Annotated in this window: 13 protein-coding genes; 8 read left to right on the top strand and 5 right to left on the bottom strand. The window is 71.3% G+C overall.

Features of this window, described 5'->3' with window-relative positions; all coding sequences use genetic code 11:
* Positions 1 to 39: 39 nt before the first annotated feature.
* Positions 40 to 1,371, top strand: a complete 1,332-nt coding sequence (locus tag ACTWPW_RS01365) for a N,N-dimethylformamidase beta subunit family domain-containing protein (RefSeq protein ID WP_443167721.1) — start codon at positions 40 to 42, stop codon at positions 1,369 to 1,371.
* Here ACTWPW_RS01365 and ACTWPW_RS01360 read toward each other — a convergent pair.
* The gene (locus ACTWPW_RS01360) at positions 1,359 to 2,828 is read right to left on the bottom strand and encodes an FGGY family carbohydrate kinase (protein WP_443167720.1); all 1,470 of its coding nucleotides are present in this window, start codon (positions 2,826 to 2,828) and stop codon (positions 1,359 to 1,361) included. The genes ACTWPW_RS01365 and ACTWPW_RS01360 overlap by 13 nt on opposite strands.
* A gap of 130 nt (positions 2,829 to 2,958) precedes the next feature.
* Here ACTWPW_RS01360 and ACTWPW_RS01355 point away from each other — a divergent pair, with 130 nt between their 5' ends.
* Positions 2,959 to 3,984 carry a 6-phosphofructokinase gene (locus tag ACTWPW_RS01355; RefSeq protein ID WP_375109178.1) on the top strand — a complete coding sequence of 342 codons (1,026 nt, stop codon included), beginning with the start codon at positions 2,959 to 2,961 and terminating at the stop codon, positions 3,982 to 3,984.
* Between the two features lie 136 nt (positions 3,985 to 4,120).
* Here the strand turns inward: ACTWPW_RS01355 and ACTWPW_RS01350 are convergent, their stop codons facing one another.
* Positions 4,121 to 4,861, bottom strand: coding sequence for an MHYT domain-containing protein (locus ACTWPW_RS01350; RefSeq protein ID WP_443167832.1), 741 nt, complete (start codon positions 4,859 to 4,861; stop codon positions 4,121 to 4,123).
* A gap of 138 nt (positions 4,862 to 4,999) precedes the next feature.
* Positions 5,000 to 5,851, bottom strand: coding sequence for an MHYT domain-containing protein (locus tag ACTWPW_RS01345; RefSeq protein WP_375109180.1), 852 nt, complete (start codon positions 5,849 to 5,851; stop codon positions 5,000 to 5,002).
* 112 nt (positions 5,852 to 5,963) lie between these two features.
* Between ACTWPW_RS01345 and macS the strand changes: the two genes are divergently transcribed.
* The 3 genes from macS to thiI all read left to right on the top strand — a co-directional run bounded on the left by macS (position 5,964) and on the right by thiI (position 9,223).
* On the top strand, positions 5,964 to 7,109 hold the full coding sequence (gene macS / locus ACTWPW_RS01340; RefSeq protein ID WP_443167719.1) for a MacS family sensor histidine kinase: 1,146 nt from the start codon (positions 5,964 to 5,966) through the stop codon (positions 7,107 to 7,109).
* Positions 7,110 to 7,310: 201 nt separating this feature from the next.
* Positions 7,311 to 7,964, top strand: coding sequence for a response regulator (locus tag ACTWPW_RS01335; protein ID WP_443167718.1), 654 nt, complete (start codon positions 7,311 to 7,313; stop codon positions 7,962 to 7,964).
* 62 nt (positions 7,965 to 8,026) lie between these two features.
* Positions 8,027 to 9,223, top strand: coding sequence for a tRNA uracil 4-sulfurtransferase ThiI (thiI, locus tag ACTWPW_RS01330; protein ID WP_443167717.1), 1,197 nt, complete (start codon positions 8,027 to 8,029; stop codon positions 9,221 to 9,223).
* Here thiI and ACTWPW_RS01325 read toward each other — a convergent pair.
* Complete coding sequence (locus ACTWPW_RS01325) at positions 9,220 to 9,507, bottom strand: YiaA/YiaB family inner membrane protein (protein ID WP_375109184.1); 288 nt, start codon at positions 9,505 to 9,507, stop codon at positions 9,220 to 9,222. The genes thiI and ACTWPW_RS01325 overlap by 4 nt on opposite strands.
* Positions 9,508 to 9,629: 122 nt before the next feature.
* Positions 9,630 to 10,661 (bottom strand): 3-deoxy-7-phosphoheptulonate synthase, encoded by a 1,032-nt coding sequence (aroF, locus tag ACTWPW_RS01320; RefSeq protein WP_443167716.1) that lies wholly within the window; start codon positions 10,659 to 10,661, stop codon positions 9,630 to 9,632.
* A 252-nt stretch (positions 10,662 to 10,913) separates the two neighbouring features.
* On the opposite strand from aroF, the gene ACTWPW_RS01315 reads away from it, so the two are divergent.
* The 3 genes from ACTWPW_RS01315 to ACTWPW_RS01305 all read left to right on the top strand — a co-directional run bounded on the left by ACTWPW_RS01315 (position 10,914) and on the right by ACTWPW_RS01305 (position 13,542).
* Complete coding sequence (locus ACTWPW_RS01315; protein WP_364135903.1) at positions 10,914 to 11,510, top strand: molybdopterin-dependent oxidoreductase; 597 nt, start codon at positions 10,914 to 10,916, stop codon at positions 11,508 to 11,510.
* A gap of 52 nt (positions 11,511 to 11,562) precedes the next feature.
* Positions 11,563 to 12,735, top strand: coding sequence for a sensor histidine kinase (locus tag ACTWPW_RS01310; protein WP_443167715.1), 1,173 nt, complete (start codon positions 11,563 to 11,565; stop codon positions 12,733 to 12,735).
* Positions 12,736 to 12,801: 66 nt separating this feature from the next.
* Positions 12,802 to 13,542, top strand: a complete 741-nt coding sequence (locus ACTWPW_RS01305; RefSeq protein ID WP_375109188.1) for a LytR/AlgR family response regulator transcription factor — start codon at positions 12,802 to 12,804, stop codon at positions 13,540 to 13,542.
* Positions 13,543 to 13,548: the final 6 nt, after the last annotated feature.

Here is a 13,548-nt window from a genome sequence, read left to right as displayed (position 1 = left end):
TCACGGCCCACAGGGCAGTCCGGTCATGACCATGGGCACGTGCGCAAGATCCTTCTCGTTCTCGTCCTGCTGGCCTCCGCCTGCGGCGGACCGCCTCCCGTCACGCCCCCGGTGACCGCACCCGTCGCGCGGGCCCACGCACCCGAGGCGGACGTGCAGGAGTCCTGGCGGCTCACCCGGCAGGGCGCCGAGCACGAGATCGAGGGCTACGCCGACCGGGTGAGCGTCCTGCCGGGCGAGCGGTTCCGGCTGCACGTCTCGACGACCGCCCCGCGCTTCTCCGCGCGCGCCTTCCGCATGGGCGCGAACCCGGCCAGGGTGTGGGAGTCCGCGCAGGTCCAGGGGGTGCGGCAGGCGCCGATGAGGGTCCAGGACGGCACGGTCACCGCCGCCCACTGGACCCCGTCGCTGACCGTGGACACGGCCGGCTGGCCCGAGGGCGCGTACCTCGTCAGGCTCGACGCCTCGACCGGGGCCCAGCGCTACGTCCCGATCACCGTGCGCTCGGCCTCCACCGCCGGCCGCGTGGTGATCGTGAACGCGGTCACCACCTGGCAGGCGTACAACCTGTGGGGCGGCCGCAGCCTCTACCAGGGCCCCGGCGGGTTCGCCGGCCGCTCCCGCGCGGTCACCTTCGACCGCCCGTACGACGGGACCGGCGCCCGCCTCTTCCTGGACTTCGAGAAGGAGGCCCTGGCGGTGGCCGAGCAGAGCGGCGTCCCGCTGGCCTACCTGACCAACCTCGACCTGCGGCCCGGCGCGCTGGACGGCGCCCGGGCGGTGGTGTCGCTCGGCCACGACGAGTACTGGTCGCCCGGCATGCGCAAGGTCGTCACCCAGGCCAGGGACCACGGCACCAACCTCGCCTTCCTCGGCGCCAACGCCGTCTACTGGCGCATCGCCATGAACGGCAGGAAGGTCGTCTGCGACAAGGAGCGCGTCTGCGACCTGTGGCGCGAGTCGGAGCCGGAGAGCACGCTGGTGGGCCAGATGTACGACTGCTTCCCGGCGGAGGGCGTCTACCGGGTGAGCCGGCCGGGCCACTGGATCTTCGCCGGGACCGAGGGGCGGCGCTTCCCCGGGATGGTCGGCGTGGAGACCGACCGCGTGTCGCGCGGCTCGCCGGACAACGTCAAGGTGCTGGCCGAGTCGCCGTTCTCGTGCGGGGGCCGGTCGAGCGTCGCCCACAGCACCTATTACGTCGCGCCGAGCGGGGCCGGGGTGTTCGCCTCCGGCACCATGCGCTGGGTGTGCGCGCTGCGCGGCAGGCGGTGCGGCCACGGGGTCACCGAGCCCGCCGCCGCCTTCACTCGCCGCGCCACGATCAACCTGCTCACCCGGTTCGCGAAGGGGCCGGTTCAGGAGCCGTGAGCGCCCTCGACGGCCAGCCGGACGGCCGCCCGCCAGCGCTCGTACGCCGCGTCGTCGCGCTCGCCCGGCTCGAAGCGCCGGTCGAGCTGCCACGTCTTGCGCAGCTCGGCCCGCGACGCCCACACGCCCGCGCCCAGCCCGGCCAGGAACGCCGCGCCCAGCGCCGTCGTCTCCTGGATCGCCGGCCGCTCCACCGCCGCGCCGAGCTGGTCGGCCTGGAACTGCATGAGCAGGTCGTTGGCGCTGGCCCCGCCGTCGGCCTTGAGCATCGGCACGGACCCGCCGGTCATCGACTCCACCACGTCGCGCACCTCGAACGCGATCGCCTCCAGCGTGGCCCTGACCAGGTGCGCCCGCGTCGTGCCGCGCGTGAGGCCGGTGATCAGCCCGCGCGCCCGGGGATCCCAGTGCGGCGCCCCCAGCCCGGTCAGCGCGGGCACGAACACCACCCCGCCGCTGTCGGGCACCGTACGCGCCACGGCCTCCGACTCCGGGGCCGTGCCGATCAGCCCCAGCCCGTCGCGCAGCCACTGCACCGCCGCCCCGGTCACGAAGATCGACCCCTCCAGCGCGAACGTGCGCTCGCCGGACGGCGTCTGCCAGGCCACGGTGGTCAGCAGCCCGGAGTCCGACCGGACGATCTCCCCGCCGAGGTTGGCCAGCACGAACGAGCCCGTGCCGTAGGTGCACTTCACGTCGCCCACGTCGAAGCACGTCTGCCCGAACAGCGCCGCCTGCTGGTCGCCCGCCACCCCGGTGATCGGCAGCTCCAGCCCGAGGAAGGCCGCCGGGTCGGTACGCCCCAGCGGGCCGTAGTTGGGCACGATCTCCGGCAGCGCCTCCTCGGGCACCCCGAACAGCTCGCACAGCTCCGGCTCCCAGGCGCCGGACGACAGGCCGTACAGGAGCGTGCGGGAGGCGTTGGACGGGTCGGTCACGTACCGCGCGCCCGCCGTCAGCCTGGCGATCAGGTACGAGTCCACCGTCCCCACGGCCACATTTCCGGACTCGACGCCCGCCCACGTCCCCGGGTCGTGCTCGGCCAGCCAGGTGAGCTTGGTGGCGGTGAAGTAGGGGTCGAGGCGCAGCCCGGTCAGCTCCGCCACGCGCGGCTCGTGCCCCGCCTCGCGCAGCCGCCCGCAGATGGCGGCGGTGCGGCGGTCCTGCCAGACGATGGCGCGGCGCGGCGCGGCCAGCGTGCGCCGGTCCCACAGCACCGCCGTCTCGCGCTGGTTGGTGATGCCCACGCAGGTGGGTGTGGTGTCCGTGCCGCGCAGGGCGGAGGCGCAGGCCGACAGCGTGGCCTGCCAGATGTCCTCGGGATTGTGCTCGACCCGGCCCGGCTCGGGAAAGTGCTGGGCGAATTCCTCGTATCCCTTCGACGCGATCTGCCCGTTTTCCGAGACAACGAGCGCCGTCACCCCAGTTGTCCCGGCATCGATGGCCAACACAGTCACGAAATTTCCTCCCTGTAAGGGTTTAGTTTCGAAGCCTGGCGTTTGGTCTAGACCACTGCCTGTGAGGGCGGGCACAATGCGAGTCTGTCATCAAGGACTGGTTCGTGACCCCCATCGGGAGGAACCCGCCATGCGTATTGGAGTGCTGACCGGCGGCGGCGATTGCCCCGGACTCAACGCCGTGATCAGGGCAGTGGTGCGTAAGGGGGTGAGCGTCTACGGTCATGAGTTCGTCGGCTTCCGTGATGGTTGGCGCGGCCCCCTCGAAGGCGACACGATGCCGCTCGACATCCAGGCCGTGCGGGGCATCCTGCCGCGCGGCGGGACCATCCTGGGCTCGTCCCGCACCAACCCCATCAAGATCGAGGGCGGGGTCGACCGGATCAGGGAGAACCTGTCGGCGACCGGCGTGGACGCCCTGATCGCCATCGGCGGTGAGGACACACTGGGCGTCGCCAAGCAGCTCTACGACCGCAGCGTCAACGTCGTGGGCGTGCCCAAGACCATTGACAACGACCTGTCGGGCACCGACTACACCTTCGGCTTCGACACCGCGGTCAACATCGCGACCGAGGCCATCGACCGCCTGCACACCACCGCCGAGTCCCACCACCGGGCGCTCATCTGCGAGGTCATGGGCCGGCACGCGGGCTGGATCGCCCTGCACGCGGGCATGGCGGGCGGCGCCAACGTCATCCTCATCCCGGAGAAGCCGTTCGACATCGACCGGGTCTGCGAATACGTCGAGTCGCGCTTCCGCACGCGCTACTCGCCGATCATCGTGGTCGCCGAGGGCGCGCACCCGATCGAGGGCCAGATGGAGCTGCAGGCCGGCGAGCTCGACGCGTTCGGCCACGTACGGCTGGGCGGCATCGGCGAGGTGCTGGCCAAGGAGATCGAGAAGCGCACCGGCAAGGAGGCCCGCACCACGGTGCTCGGCCACATCCAGCGCGGCGGCACCCCGACCTCCTACGACCGGGTGCTGGCCACCAGGTTCGGGCTCCAGGCCATCGACGCGATCCACGAGGGCGACTACGGCAAGATGGTCGCGCTGCGCGGCACCGACATCGTGCGCGTGGGGCTCGACGAGGCCACGGCCGAGCTGAAGACCGTGCCGGAGTCGCGTTACTCCGAGGCCGAGGTGTTCTTCGGCTGACTGAAAGCGGCTTGCAAGCGGGCGGCCGTACTTTCTGGGCAGCGGGGTTACCGCTACAACCCCCTCAGGGTACGGCTTGCGCCGCAGCGAGTCGGCGGCCCACTACGCGTCGCAAGCCGTACCCCTGGTACATAGCTCAACCGCGGGGCGTGCCGAAGAGATCCACCTCCGGCGCGCCCTCGTCGCGGTCGCGCAGCCGCTCCCTGAACTCCGCCTCGCTGCGCAGCTCCTTCTCCGACGGCGACAGGATGACGGTGAGCAGCAGCCCCACCGTGATCAAGCTGATGCCGACGATGAGGGGCAGCAGGAAGTCGATGGCCTTGGCGCCGGGCACCGGCACCGCCTCGGAGTGCGTCGCGACCGACATCGAGTACATCCCGGTGTAGTGCATCCCCGAGACCGCCACGCCCATCAGCAGCGCCGCGCCGCCGATCCTGAGCGCGCCGCTGACCCGCAGCGTGAACCAGAGCGCCACCGTGGCCGCCGCGACCGCGATCAGCACGGACAGCGTGACGACCACCGGGTCGTAGGAGACGTGGCCGGACATGTTCATCGCGGCCATGCCGAGATAGTGCATGCTCGCCACGCCGCAGCCGGTCAGGACGCCGCCGCCGAGCAGGTATCCCAGCCGTTCACCGCCGTACGCGGCGAGGAACAGCCCCATCCCCACCACGGCGACCGCGATGAGCGCCGAGGCCACGGTGAGCGGCACGTCGTACCGGATCACCGAGCCCGACACGGAGAAGCCGAGCATGGCGATGAAGTGCATCGTCCAGATGCCCGTGCCGCCGATCGCGAAAGCCGCGCCGACGAGCCAGAACTTGGCCTCACGGCCGCCCATGAGCCGTGCTCGCGACGTCAGCAGCAGCCCGAGCATGGACCCCACGCTGGACATGATGTACGCGAATAACGGCGTCAAGAGCCCAAAAGAAAAATGATCGATCGGCGACATGCCCCACCCACATCCCTTACGCACCGATAAGGGAGTATGAACAGGGAGTCGTAACCTTCGCAACTACCTTCGGCGAGCCTGCATCGGCTGTTGGCGCGGAATTGGCGTGGGGTACCGGAGTTGTTGCTGCTGGGTGGTGCGACGGCGCAGTTCGAGCTTGGCCACGAGTTCCGCGTCCTCGTGCAGTTCCTCCTCCGAGGGGGACAGGATGACCATCAGGAGCATGGTCAGGGTGATGAGGCTGATCACGGTCATGAGGGGGACGAGGAAGTCGAGCGCGTCGGCGCCGGCGACCACGCCGGACTCGGCGTCGACCGTGACGTGCATGGCGTACATGCCGGTGTAGTGCATGCCGGCCACGGCCACGCCCATGACCAGGGCGGCGCCGGTGATCCAGATGGGCCGCTTGACCCGCAGCGTGAACCACAGCGCCACCGTCGCGGCCACCACGGCGATGCCCACGGAGAGCGCCACGGTGACGCGGTCGTAGGAGACGTGGGCCGACATGTTCATCGCGTACATGCCGAGGTAGTGCATGGAGGCCACGCCGAGCCCGGTGAGCAGGCCGCCGCCGAGCAGCGACAGGGCCCGGCCGCCGCCGTACGAGACCAGGAACAGGCCGGTGCCGACCACCACGATGGCCACCACCGCGGAGGCCACGGTGAGCCAGACGTCGTACTTGATCTGGGTCCCCTCCACCTCGAAGCCCATCATCGCGATGAAGTGCATGACCCAGATGCCCGTGCCGCCGATCGAGATGGCCGCGCCCAGCAACCAGCGCACGCGGGCGCCGCCGCGCGAGGCGTGCGCCTGCGCGGTGAGCCGCAGCCCGAGCATCGAGCCGATGCAGGACATCACGTATGCGAGCAACGGCGTGAGCAATCCGTAGGTGAAATGATTCACGGCGGAGGTCATCTATCGGTTCCTTGCATTAGGGGTTGTCGGATTGTGCCATCCCGGTTGTCCCTTTCGCATGGATACCGCAACTATCTGTCAAACTGTCATGTCGGAAACATGAGAAGGTCTCATGGCTATCGAGGGGCCGTTCTGGCGCGCGATCGCGGTCTTCCGCGCCGCGTCGCTGCTGTACGCGGCCGTGCTCATGGCCCAGCACGGCGGCTACGAGCAGCCGGTGCTGGGCTGGCTGGTCATCGGGGTGATGGCGCTGTGGACGGCGGGGGCGACGTTCGCCTACTCCGCCGAGGCGCTGCGCCGGTGGCCGCTGCTGGCGCTCGACCTGCTCGTGACGATGGCCTGCCTGCTGGCCAGCCCGTACGTGGAGGGCGCCCAGCAGGGCGCGGCCGGCACCATGCCCGTGCCCGCGACCTGGGTGGCCGGGCCCGTGCTCGCCTGGGCCGTGCACGGGGGGCGGCGCGCCGGGGCCCTGGCGGCGGCCGTCGTGGCGGCCGGGGACCTGTGGTTGCGGCTGCGTACCGATGAGGTGCCGATCCTCGTCAACGGCGCGGTGTTGCTGTTCCTGTCAGGAGTCGTGGTCGGCCACGTGGCGCAGCTGGCCCGGCGGGCCGAGGAGCGCATGCAGCGGGCGGCCGAGAGGGAGCAGCGCGCCGCCGAGATGGAGGCCGCCCAGCGCGAGCGGGAGCGCCTGGCCCGTGACCTCCACGACTCGGTCCTGCAGGTTCTGGCGCTGGTCCAGCGGCGCGGGCGGCAGATCGGCGGCGAGGCGGCCGAGCTGGGGCGCCTGGCGGGGGAGCAGGAGGCCGCGCTGCGCGACCTCGTCGCGGCCGGTCCGCCGCCGCCCCGGGGCACCACCGACCTGCGCACCCTCCTCACCCGCTACGGCTCCCCGTACGCTTCCCCGGACGGTTCCCCGGAGGTGACGGTCGCGACCCCGGCCACGCCGCTCGTCCTGCCCACGGAGAAAGCCCAGGGCGCGGCGGCCGCGGTGGGGGCGGCCCTGGACAACGTGCGCGCCCACTGCGGGGCGGGGGCACGCGCCTGGGTCCTGGCGGAGTCGGCCGACGGCACGGTGACGGTCACCGTCCGGGACGACGGCCCCGGCATCCCACCGGGCCGCCTGGAGGCCGCGGCCGCGGCCGGGCGCATGGGGGTGACCCGCTCGATCCGCGGCCGGGTGAGCGAGCTGGGCGGCACGGTATCCATCGTGAGCACCCCCGGCCAGGGCACCGAGGTCGAGATCACCCTGCCCGCCTGACCCGCCGTCCCCCTGTTCGCCGGCGCCGCTACCTCGGGTGGCCGGGTGCTTGCCTGACCGGCCCACGGCTGTCCGCGCCGGCGGCCCGGTCGCCTCCTGCTCGCGTTCGCCCGAACGCGGGCGCGTAGGGCGGCTCCGCCCTGGTCTGATCGGGGACGCGCACCACGGGTCAGGGGGCCGGGGCGGCGTTACAGTTGCGGCATGGTGCGGGTCATGGTGGTGGACGACCATCCCATGTGGCGCGACGGGGTCGCCCGGGACCTCGCGGAGGCCGGTTACGAGGTCGTCGCCGCCGTGGGCGAAGGGCGGCAGGCGGTGCGGGTGGCCGCGGCGGTGCTGCCGGACGTCGTCGTGCTGGATCTGCGGCTGCCTGACATGTCCGGCCCCGAGGTCGCCGCCCGGCTGGCGGGGATGGAGCCGCCGCCCCGGGTGCTGGTGCTGTCGGCCAGCGCCGAGCAGGACGACGTGCTCCAGGCCGTCAAGGCGGGCGCGTCCGGCTACCTGGTGAAGTCGGCCGGCCGGGAGGAGTTCCTCGACGCGGTCCGCCGCACCGCCGACGGCGACGCCGTGTTCACCCCGGGCCTGGCCGGGCTGGTGCTCGGCGAATACCGCAGGCTGGCCGCGCAGCCGGAGCCCGGCGGGCCGGGAGAGCGGGGGCCGCGGCTGACCGAGCGCGAGACCGAGGTGCTCAGGCTGGTCGCCAAGGGGCTGTCGTACAAGCAGATCGCCGAGCGGCTGGTGCTCTCCCACCGCACGGTGCAGAACCACGTTCAGAACACGCTCGGCAAGCTCCAGTTGCACAACCGGGTGGAGCTGGTGCGATATGCGATCGAGCGGGGGCTCGACGCGGACTAAACTCGATGGGTCGCGACGTTTCCAACAACGCCGCCTTTCCCCATCATCCCGGAGGTTCCACCATGACGATGTCCGCCCTGGGCGAGCCGTGCGTTCTGCTCAAGCTGGGCGAGATCGTCCTCAAGGGCAAGAACCGCGAGCTGTTCGAACGCCGCCTGATCAGCAACATCCGCGACGCGCTCCAGAGCCTCGGCATCAAGGTCGACGTGCGCAAGCGGCACGGCGTGATCGCGATCTTCCTGCCCCAGGGCGGCACCGCCGAGCAGGCCGACGCCGTGGCACAGCGGGTCGCCGACGTGCCGGGGCTGGTCTGGATCCACCGGGCGTGGCGGGTCGCCAAGGACCCCGACGCCGTGCTGAAGGCCGGGCTGGAGCTGGTCGGCGAGAGTGAGGAGGCCAAGCGGGGCGCCCGCTTCGCGGTCCGCTCCCGCCGCCGCGACAAGCGCTTCCCCCTGCGCTCCAACGAGCTCGACCGGCTCGTGGGCGGCGCGATCAACGACGAGTACGGCCTGCCGGTCGATCTGAAGAACCCCGAGCTGACGGTGTTCATCGAGGTCGACAGGGACGAGGTGTTCGTCTTCACCGGCGGCATCCCCGGCCAGGGCGGCCTGCCGGTCGGCAGCAGCGGCCGGGCGCTGGTGCTCATGTCGGGCGGCATCGACTCGCCGGTGGCGGCGTACCGGATGATGCGGCGCGGGCTGCACGTCGACTTCCTGCACTTCTCCGGCATCCCGTTCACCACGTCCGAGTCGATCTACAAGGCGTACGCGCTGGTCAGGAAGCTCGACAGGTTCCAGGGCCGGTCGCGGTTGTGGGTGGTGCCGTTCGGCAAGGCGCAGCAGTCGATCCGCACCTCGGGGCAGGACCGGCTGGCCGTGATCGCGCAGCGGCGGCTCATGCTCAAGACGGCCGAGGAGGTCGCCCACCGCATCCGCTCCTCGGCGCTGATCACCGGTGACGCGCTCGGCCAGGTGTCCTCGCAGACGCTGGCCAACATCACCGCCCAGGACAACGCCGTCGAGCTGCCGATCCTGCGGCCCCTGGTGGGCTGGGACAAGACCGAGATCATGGCCGAGGCCCGGCGCATCGGCACGCTGGAGATCTCGGAGCTGCCCGACGAGGACTGCTGCTCGCTGCTGGCTCCCAAGCGTGCCGAGACCCGGGCCAAGATCGAGGACCTCAAGCAGATCGAGAAGCGGCTCGACGCGGAGGAGCTGTGCGTGCAGCTCGCCGACTCGATCCAGGAGTACACCCTCTAGGCGTCGACCTTGAAGGGGTCGTGCTCGGCCAGCAGCTTGTCCAGCCTGGCCTGGTCGACGCGGGTGCTGACCTCCGAGAGCTCCTGCCGGTCGCGGACGACCTTGCACAGGGTGACCGTGGAGGTGACGACGTACAGCAGGCCGAGCCCGAGGAACGCCCTGATCCACCCCTCGGTGGGGAGGTAGATCAGGGCGAGCACCACGGAGGTCAGCGAGATGGCGAACGACAGGATCGCCTGTACGTAGAACGCGGTGGTCTGGGTGGGTTGGATGGGCTTCGTCATGTGGCCATCGTGCTGCCGATGCGAAGCCCGGCACATGGGGTCTCGTACTCAAGTTACTCGTGAGTATGGCCGGCGGGTGGCTTGTGGCGCGGCCGGCCGCGAACGGTGCGACAGCGGGACGGTCAGGCGGCCACGGTGGCGGCGGATGCCTTGCCGAGCAGCGCCGGGAAGTCCGTCATGACCTGCGCCAGCTCGCCCAGATCCGCGTCCACCAGCGCCTGCGGGCCGTCGCAGAGCGCCTGCTCGGGCTGCGGGTGCACGTCGATGATCACGCCGTCGGCGCCCACCGCGATGGCCGCGCGGGTCAGCGGCAGCACCAGGTCGCGCCGCCCGCCCGAGTGCGACGGGTCGACGATCACCGGCAGGTGCGACAGCCGCTGCGCCACCGGCACGGCCGAGACGTCGAGCGTGTTGCGGGTCGCCGTCTCGAACGTCCGGACGCCCCGCTCGCACAGCACGATGTCGAGGTTGCCGCGCTGGGCGATGTACTCGGCGGCCATGAGCCACTCCTCGATCGTGGCGGTCATGCCGCGCTTGAGCATCACCGGCCGCCCGGCCGCGCCGACCGCCTGCAGGAGCGCGAAGTTCTGCATGTTGCGCGTGCCGACCTGCAGCATGTCGGCGTAGGAGGCCACCAGCTCCACGTCCTGCGCGTCGACGACCTCCGTCACGATCGGCAGGCCCGTCTCCTCGCGCACGTCGGCCAGGATGCGCAGCCCATTCTCGCCCAGCCCCTGGAAGGCGTACGGGGACGTACGCGGCTTGTAGGCCCCGCCCCGCAGCAGCACCGCCCCGGCCGCCTGGGCCATCCTGGCCGCGCCCAGCGTCTGCTGGTGCGTCTCGACCGCGCACGGCCCCGCGATCAGCGTCACGGTGTCGGGACCGATCGGCACGCCGCCCACGTGGACCGTGGAACGTTCCGGATGGTTCTCCCGGCTGACCAGCTTGTACGGCGTGGACACGCGCATGACGTCGCGCACCCCGCGCATGCCGCGCAGGCCGGCCGCGTCGAGCTGCGTCACGTCGCCCACCAGGCCGACGATCGTGCGCCGCACGCCCTTGCTCACGAAAGCCTCGACCCCGGCCGCCTGGACGACGGACACGATCGACGCGAGGTCGTCCGCGGTGGCCTCGGGCCCCATCACGATCACCATGTGCTGTCTCCTCTTCCTTACGAAAACCCGCCGGAAACGCGAGAAGGCCCCGGGTCCTGTCGGACCCGGGGCCTTCGTTCGCCTGACTGCTAGCGCAGCGTCAGATGGCGAACGGACTCGGGTCCGTCGCCATACCAAAACAGCCACGCGGTGCGCATAGCCACCAATCGTAGCGCACCACACCCGCTGCCGAGGCACGGACGATCCGATGGCAGGATGGCCCAAGACGCGAGACCGGTGAGGGGAGTGATCGTGGAGGAGTCGCGCCTGCCTCCAGGCCAGTACGTCCCGCGCGGCCGGCCCGTGATCCACTACGGAAGGGTGCCCGCGTTCAAGCCGGAGAGCTGGGACTTCCGTGTCTTCGGCGCCACCGCCTCGGGCGAGGAGCACCGTTTCTCCTGGAACGAGTTCGAGCGGCTGCCGCGCGCCACCCGGCTGGCCGACTTCCACTGCGTCACCAAGTTCTCGCTCATGGCCAACGAGTGGCGCGGTGTCACCCCGGCCACGATCATGGAGGCCGCCCCGCCCGACCCGGGTGTGCGGCACGTGATGATCTGGGCCGAATACGGCTACAGCGCCAACCTGCGCATGTCCGACTTCGCGGCGGCCGGCACGCTGTTCGCCATGGAGCTCGACGAGAAGCCGCTCAGCCCCGACCGCGGCTTCCCGCTGCGGATCGTGGTGCCTCACCTCTACGCGTGGAAGAGCGTGAAGTGGGTGCGCGGCATCGAATATCTCCTGGAGGACCGGCGGGGCTTCTGGGAGGAGCGCGGCTACCACAACGTGGCCGACCCCTGGCGCGAGCAGCGCTACTCCTACCAGGAAGAACCCGGCGAGGGGCCACCCTAGATTCACTCCGGGTTTTCCCCCGGACACGCTCCGTTTTGGCTACGGTTTCCGCATGCTGACCACCGCGTGCGTGGCGCTGTCCTCTCTGACTTTCCTCCTCCTGGGCTACGGGGTCGCCCGGGTTCCGTGGCGCCGTCCCGCATCGCCGGAGAGGGGCTCGGAGAAGGGCAGGGCGGACGACGCCACGTTCACCGCGCTGCACATCGCCGCGATGGCCGCCCCGGCCCTGCGCGCGGGGCTCGACCGCGACTCCGCGCGCAAGGCCGTACGGCATCTGCGCACCCTGCTCGGCACCGACGCCGTCGCGATCACCTCGATGGACGCCGCGCTGGCCTGGGAGGGCCCGTGCACCGACGACGTGCTCACCTACGCCCGGGCCACGCTGGCCGCCGGGCGGGCGCAGGTGTACCCGGGCAAGCCGCAGGGCCCGGCCTCCGGGGCGGTCGTGGTGCCGCTGACCGTGGACGGCACGGTCGTGGGCACGCTGGCGGCCTTCGACGCCGAGGTGAGCGCCGCGCTCGTGCGTACCGTCACCGAGGTCGGCCGCTGGGTCTCCGGGCAGCTGGAGCTGGCCGAGCTCGACGCCTCCCGGCGGCGCGCCCTGGAGGCCGAGATGCGCGCCCTGCGCGCGCAGATCTCGCCGCACTTCGTCTACAACGCGCTCACCACGATCGCCTCGTTCGTCCGGACCAACCCCAAGCGCGCCCGCGAGCTGCTGCTCGACTTCGCCGACTTCTCCCGGTACGCGCTGCGCCGCGCGCACGACTTCACCACCCTGGCCGACGAGCTCACCTGCGTCGACCGGTACCTGCTGCTCGAACGCGCCCGCTTCGGCGACAAGCTGCGCTTCAGCATGCAGGTGGCCCCGGAGGTGCTGCCGGTGCCGGTGCCGTTCCTGTGCCTGCAGCCGCTCGTCGAGAACGCCATCAAGCACGGCATGCGCGGCCGCGGCGGCGGCGGCGAGGTGCGGGTCGTGGTGCGCGACGCGGGCCCGGAGGCGCACATCACGGTCGAGGACGACGGCGCCGGCATGGACCCCGAGTGCGCCCGGCGCATGCTGGACGACGACCCGGCCCGCGAGGGCAGCGGCATCGGGCTGGCGAACGTCGACCTGCGCATGCGCCAGATCTACGGCGACGGCTACGGGCTCGTCGTGGAGACGGCGCTGGGCGCGGGCACGAAGGTGCGGCTGCGCGTTCCCAAGACACAACTTAGCTCGTTGTAGTCAAATACTTACGCTATGCTGGCGTGTCTCTTGTGACCTCTGCTTTCATACGACAGCGTGGTGGACATGCTGAGAGTGCTGGCCGTCGACGACGAAGTGCCTGCTCTGGAAGAGCTCGCCTACTTGTTGCGCCAGGACGACCGAATCGAACACGTCACGACCGCTGCCGACGGGGTCACGGCCCTGCAGGACATGGTCCAGATGATCGGCGGGGGCGAGCGGCTCGACGGCGTCTTCCTCGACATCCGGATGCCCGGGCTCGACGGTCTCGACCTCGCCAGGCTGGTCGGCGGCTTCCCCAGCCCGCCCAGGCTGGTCTTCGTCACGGCGCACGAGGAGTGCGCGGTGCAGGCGTTCGAGCTGGAGGCGGTCGACTACCTGCTCAAACCCGTCAGGGCCGAGCGGCTGTCCGAGGCGGTGCGCCGGCTGGAGGCGGCCACCGGCCCGGCTCCCGAGCCCGGCCAGGACGACGTGATCCCGGTGGAGCTGGGCGGGCGCACCCGCTTCGTGCCGCAGCAGGCCGTCTGGTACGCCGAGGCCAAGGGCGACTACGTGCGCCTGCACACCGTGGACGGCAGCTACCTCGTGCGCATGTCGCTGGCCGCGCTGGAGCGGCGCTGGTCGGATGCCGGGTTCATCCGCATCCACCGCAGCACGCTGGTGTCGGGCCGGCACGTCAGCGAGCTCAGGTTCGAGGGCGGGCGGGTCACGCTCTCCGTCGGCACCGAGACGCTGCAGGTCAGCAGGCGGCACAGCCGGCAGGTGCGGGAGCAGCTCGTACGCCAGCACCGGGGCGCGATCTCGTGAGGGGTG

This window comes from Nonomuraea sp. KM90 (assembly GCF_052246675.1).
Lineage (GTDB): Bacteria > Actinomycetota > Actinomycetes > Streptosporangiales > Streptosporangiaceae > Nonomuraea.
Note: the sequence above shows the minus strand (reverse complement) of the source record. Positions and strands in the feature narration are given on the sequence as shown.

Bases quoted from the DNA above. Each gene is read 5' to 3' on its own strand.
- ACTWPW_RS01355 (WP_375109178.1), top strand. From the start codon at position 2,959: ATGCGTATTGGAGTGCTGACCGGCGGCGGCGATTGCCCCGGACTCAAC.
- ACTWPW_RS01350 (WP_443167832.1), bottom strand. From the start codon at position 4,861: ATGCTCGGGCTGCTGCTGACGTCGCGAGCACGGCTCATGGGCGGCCGT.
- ACTWPW_RS01345 (WP_375109180.1), bottom strand. From the start codon at position 5,851: ATGACCTCCGCCGTGAATCATTTCACCTACGGATTGCTCACGCCGTTG.
- macS (WP_443167719.1), top strand. From the start codon at position 5,964: ATGGCTATCGAGGGGCCGTTCTGGCGCGCGATCGCGGTCTTCCGCGCC.
- ACTWPW_RS01335 (WP_443167718.1), top strand. From the start codon at position 7,311: ATGGTGCGGGTCATGGTGGTGGACGACCATCCCATGTGGCGCGACGGG.
- thiI (WP_443167717.1), top strand. From the start codon at position 8,027: ATGACGATGTCCGCCCTGGGCGAGCCGTGCGTTCTGCTCAAGCTGGGC.
- ACTWPW_RS01325 (WP_375109184.1), bottom strand. From the start codon at position 9,507: ATGACGAAGCCCATCCAACCCACCCAGACCACCGCGTTCTACGTACAG.
- aroF (WP_443167716.1), bottom strand. From the start codon at position 10,661: ATGGTGATCGTGATGGGGCCCGAGGCCACCGCGGACGACCTCGCGTCG.
- ACTWPW_RS01310 (WP_443167715.1), top strand. From the start codon at position 11,563: ATGCTGACCACCGCGTGCGTGGCGCTGTCCTCTCTGACTTTCCTCCTC.
- ACTWPW_RS01305 (WP_375109188.1), top strand. From the start codon at position 12,802: ATGCTGAGAGTGCTGGCCGTCGACGACGAAGTGCCTGCTCTGGAAGAG.